5 protein-coding genes are annotated in these 4,595 nt (G+C 55.1%); 2 read left to right on the top strand and 3 right to left on the bottom strand.

Going from position 1 to position 4,595, the window contains the following annotated elements; genetic code table 11:
- Nucleotides 1-757 precede the first annotated feature (757 nt).
- On the bottom strand, nucleotides 758-1,003 hold the full coding sequence (locus V7066_RS21920) for a hypothetical protein (protein WP_334185113.1): 246 nt from the start codon (nucleotides 1,001-1,003) through the stop codon (nucleotides 758-760).
- A gap of 442 nt (nucleotides 1,004-1,445) precedes the next feature.
- Here V7066_RS21920 and V7066_RS21915 point away from each other — a divergent pair, with 442 nt between their 5' ends.
- Both V7066_RS21915 and V7066_RS21910 read left to right on the top strand, forming a co-directional pair.
- On the top strand, nucleotides 1,446-2,411 hold the full coding sequence (locus tag V7066_RS21915; RefSeq protein WP_334185112.1) for an RDD family protein: 966 nt from the start codon (nucleotides 1,446-1,448) through the stop codon (nucleotides 2,409-2,411).
- 103 nt (nucleotides 2,412-2,514) lie between these two features.
- Nucleotides 2,515-2,754 carry a hypothetical protein gene (locus tag V7066_RS21910; protein WP_334185111.1) on the top strand — a complete coding sequence of 80 codons (240 nt, stop codon included), beginning with the start codon at nucleotides 2,515-2,517 and terminating at the stop codon, nucleotides 2,752-2,754.
- 294 nt (nucleotides 2,755-3,048) lie between these two features.
- Here the strand turns inward: V7066_RS21910 and V7066_RS21905 are convergent, their stop codons facing one another.
- Both V7066_RS21905 and V7066_RS21900 read right to left on the bottom strand, forming a co-directional pair.
- Nucleotides 3,049-4,101, bottom strand: a complete 1,053-nt coding sequence (locus tag V7066_RS21905) for a hypothetical protein (protein ID WP_334185110.1) — start codon at nucleotides 4,099-4,101, stop codon at nucleotides 3,049-3,051.
- The coding region (locus V7066_RS21900; RefSeq protein WP_334185109.1) for a hypothetical protein at nucleotides 4,098-4,595 on the bottom strand (498 nt) is incomplete at its 5' end. The genes V7066_RS21900 and V7066_RS21905, both read right to left, overlap by 4 nt.

Genomic DNA, 4,595 nt, shown 5'->3' with positions numbered 1-4,595 from the left:
TCAATGCTCTTGAGAAATCTTCGTTTCTCGGGCGATCGTTGTTCACCAGAATTCCGGAGTGCCTCAGTGTCCTCGACCAAGCCAAGCTCGGCCTTACGTGCCTGCATTTTGGCGAGATAATCGGCGAGCGGTCCCATTTCTATCACCAACGGCCTCCTCTCATATGCCAGCCTGTTTCAAGATCGACGGCGAAATCTCGGAGACGTTGTTCGATCGTCTGGTACTCCACCTCAATCAGAGGTGATTGTAGCACTATCCCATTGCAGAAACCATTTTGATTATCTTCATCGTCCGCCGTGACGCATATCATCGTTTTATTAACAATTGACCTCATGTCCGGGTATTCAATGAGGGGGTGATAGAGGGTTTTGAATTTTCGAATCATTGTGCGACCATCTTGATAATCAGGGGCGCACATAGACGGAGTCCAGATCGTGTGAAGACTCTTTTTTGATGATCAAGATATTCTGCGTGGGCGTATACCACTTTTAATTTTAGAAATTATTGTCGTATAATTTTTCAAAATATTTAATTTCGGAATTTCGTTCCGAAAATGAAATTCGCCCCACCGTCGGGTAACGATGGGGCGACTTTCAATCGCGCGTCAGGAAGCCTTTTTCCCGAAGATGTTCCGTGATCGCGAGCGAGACGTATTGGGAGACCGTTCGATTATCCTCGGCTGCGGCCCGTTCCAGAGCTTCCTTCACAAGCTCGGGAACTCGGAATCCGATTGTCGGTGACGGTGCCATTAATCCTCCTATAGAATTTTCGTGATGAAAACGCTCCACGCTGCGAAAGTCACCGCCGCCCATTGCGGCTTATCGAACACAAGGATCATGCAATCCGGCGTGTCGATATAGATGTAGTCGATTTCCTCATCCAGATAGCTCGTATCGAGCCAGTTTAGGATCGCTTCGACCGGAGCATCCGGAGACAGATAGACTTGAGGGTCTGCGCGGAGAACCTGCGGAGTCATCTTAAAAGAGGTATGATGTTCGTACATAGTTCATTCTCACGCAGCGTGGCTGTTACCAAAGGGCGAGTGAACAATTTGTCGAAACAAGGAATCAAAACAGATTTCTAAACTCGAAGCGTTGGCTCCGATGTGCTTGCATGTAGCAACACTGTTATCAGGTGTAAACAGGCAAATCACCGATAGCCCGATTTTTCGTGGTATGGTTCAGGATCGGCATCAGGGAGGGTGAGTGCGGCGCGATTCCATTGGGGGTCGCCATGCAGATAAGACGCCGCACTCGCCGGTGATGTTAGAGGTCGGGGATGGCTTTGCAATGGAGATTCCGGAGCAGGTCATCCGTATTCGAGTCGAGAATGAACTGCGCTTGCCAGTGTCCGCATGCGTGCCGCGACTAGGTCGAACGTTGTGTTCGCAAAGATTTGCTAAACGAAACGAGGTCATTATTGATCGCCTGGAATAGGGGGGCTTTATGACTACACTTGTAATCGATGATGGGGATTTCGAACTTTCAGGCGAAGTGGTGCGTGAACAGGCGAGGGCTTGGCCGCGTTACTGGTCGCGGATGCTGGACGTACTGATCTGGAACCTTCCGCTCGGATTCCTGGTGGGGTACCTCTTTCCCGATTTCGCTAACAGCGAAGCCTTTCAGGGTGGCGGGGCTGGGCTGTTCAACATGCTGCTGATCCCGGTCGGAATGGTGATCGACGCGGCCGTCTTAGCTTCTTGCGGGAATACACCGGGACGCGCCCTGATGGGCATTCGCGTTGAAACGATGTGGCATGAGCGGTTAGATTTCGGCACGGCCTTGAAGCGAAACTTCCGCGTCTGGTTCTTCGGTTTGGCAATCGGCTTTCCGCTGTTCTCGCTCATCACGATGTCACGGAACCATGCCAGGGTTAGCCGGGGTGATCAGACGACATGGGACGATGAACTTTCGACTCGAGTGTACGACATCGACTGCAACCCCGCTCGTGTGTGGCTGGCTGCGCTGCTTTTCGTCGGCCTGAACATCGGCACTCGGGTTTACGAGGCGTACGAGTTGAATAAGGCTGTGACGGCATCACAGACTGTCGCGTACGATGATCCTGCCGAAAATGTAGTTGCGCCGCCTCGGGTTGAGGTCGGTGATCCCATTGCAGACGAACTTGTGAAGGCTGCTGCCCAGGTTAAATCGCAGATGCTCGATCAAGTCACGCGGATCGACGGTGCTGAGGCAAATGGTAGGACGCTGACCTACCTCTATACCATCACCCGCCGCGACGGTAGCGACGATGCCTTTCGAAGCTTTTTCGACAAGTCCATCCGTCCGAATGTCTGCTCGAACGAGGACATGAGGCGAATGATGAAGGATTACGGCATCACCTATCGCTACGTCTACACCATGCCGAACGCGACTGTGCCACTGGAATTCAAGGTGGCGTGGGCGGACTGCTGAGCGGCCTGTCTTTGCGGAAATTCTTGACCCCGCGAACATCACTACACGAACTCGGATAGCTCAGCTTCGCCATCCTACCGTTGTGCTCGATAGGAACAAAGGGATGTTTGCCGCCATTTCCAAACACATATTGGACTCCGGCTGCGTCGAGTATGCCTTGCGCGGCGGCGCGATATTCATGCTGGCGGTTCATGCCGACCGTCCGGTTATCGGCTTATTCACGTGGTATTCCAAGCGCGATCGAGCGGCGCGCATGTCAACTCATGCTCGATTAAATATCGGATCGGGCCTTCCGGCGCCGTGGTCCCCAGATAGCGCACCGATCGCCGGATCGTCAATTTAATCTGCACCAGTTTGCATCGAAAAAATTTCGAGTGTGAAGAAATGGCGGAAATACACAGGGTGCGGAATGTGTATACCTCCTTTCAACAAGAGAATAATTGCCGTGCTCACTGTTGAACGAAATTTCGTTGTTGACGTGATTCACTTGCCGACATAGTGACGCACTATCGACAGGGCTTGTTTAGCTCAATTGTTTGAAATCAAAACACGGGTTGCACCTGTTTTGAGAAATTCTTTCGGTCGGTATCTGAAATTGTGATTTGGCGAGCCTCCCGAAACTATCGGGAGGTTCGTTTCACCGTTGCTCTGGCGGCCCGTAGATGGGCGATGATCTTCCCCGCATCATTCCGGAGCGGATGGTGGATTCTGCTCTATCGCGCGGGTGCCGACCTTCACGTGCTGCCGTCGCAAGTGCATTCCGCGCGTCATATTCGTCGAGGATGCCACCGGCGACTAATTGGCCCAATTTCGCTGCGCTCGCATAGATCGCGGCATTCTGTTCCCCATTGGGGGCATCGACAATCGCCTGGCACCGGCCATTCACAACCGCCGCAACCCAACGCTCAATACGCCCTTGCTGATCAGCGGTCAGTTCCCGGAATGGGCGCGACCGTGGCTCCGGACGATGCTCGACAGGGGCGGGGGGCGACCATGGAGGCAGCACTACCGAACGACGCTTCAGGGTGACCAAGCCGCTACGCTGACCCGCAAGCGGGTCCTCCGCGCCTTCAAACACGGGGGCGGCCGTGTAATGAGGCTGGACGACAGTCAGGACGCCGATATCGACGCTCTGGTGCTTCCATCCCTCGGCTTTCGCCCTGGCCCGGAGGTCCGCCGTCGTGACAGCCTGGTCAAGCCAGAACCAGAGGTGGCAGGACAGTTTCTCCCATCCGAAAATCTCTGCGCTGGATGACCATTGATAATGGTAGTCGGCACCGCGAAACGGCTCCGGCAAGGTCGAGATCATCAAAGCATGACGTTCGGCCATGGTGAGGTCCGGATCGGCAGCGAGCTTGTCCACGTCGATCAACACCCAATGGACAGGTTGGTCCTCGAATGTTGCCTCCGACGTGCCGAAATACTCATCAGCGCGCTCATGCTGACGGCGGAGTATCCCCTCCGCAGGGGTGCCGGGCGTACGCTTGCCCCGGATGATGCACGCCTCCGGAAACTCCTCCAGGACCGTCAGGATCGAAGACAATTCCGCAAGGTCCGCCGGAGTTTCGTCGTCGAAGACGTTGAAGAGCGATTCCTTTTTGAAACCATCCTGGTGCCATTCGCCATCGACGAAACTGTTCAGCTTCGCGAGACGATCCCCGCTTTCGGTGGTGATGACCGTCAGCGTCATTTTCCGGCCCTCTGGCTGATCGACGCCATGATGGAATCGAAATCGTTGGCCGGTTTCGGGGTAGGGGGCACCTCGACCAAGCCGCGCGCTGCGTGACGGCTTGAACTCGTCCAGGGGAGTTCGCCTTCAACCAGGACGCCGTCCTCCAGGAGGCTTTCCATCGCGGCCTCCATGTAAGTGCGGCTTGCCCGGAATTCCTTTTCCATCATTTTCGGCGCGTAATTCGCTGCCCTGTTCGATGGTGATGTGGACTGTTTCCGCTCCGTCAGTGTGCGGAGGTAACCGAGGAATTTGTCGGCATTGCTGGCATCATCGGCCGCGCCCAAGTCGGGTGAAGCCGCAACGAATGCGCCTTCATGCCAGCGCAATAGATGGCTGTCGCCACCGGCGCCGTAGTTGGCCTTGTGCTGGGTGATGGTGCGATAGTCGCGCTCCAACGCGGTCAGACGCACGCCCACCATCTTGGCGCCGCGCTCGATCGTGATGAGCGAGCG

Origin of the sequence: Novosphingobium sp. (genome assembly GCF_036820275.1) — a bacterium.
Lineage (GTDB): Bacteria > Pseudomonadota > Alphaproteobacteria > Sphingomonadales > Sphingomonadaceae > Novosphingobium.
The sequence above is the reverse complement of the archived record's forward strand: the minus strand, read 5'-3'. Positions and strand labels throughout refer to the sequence as shown.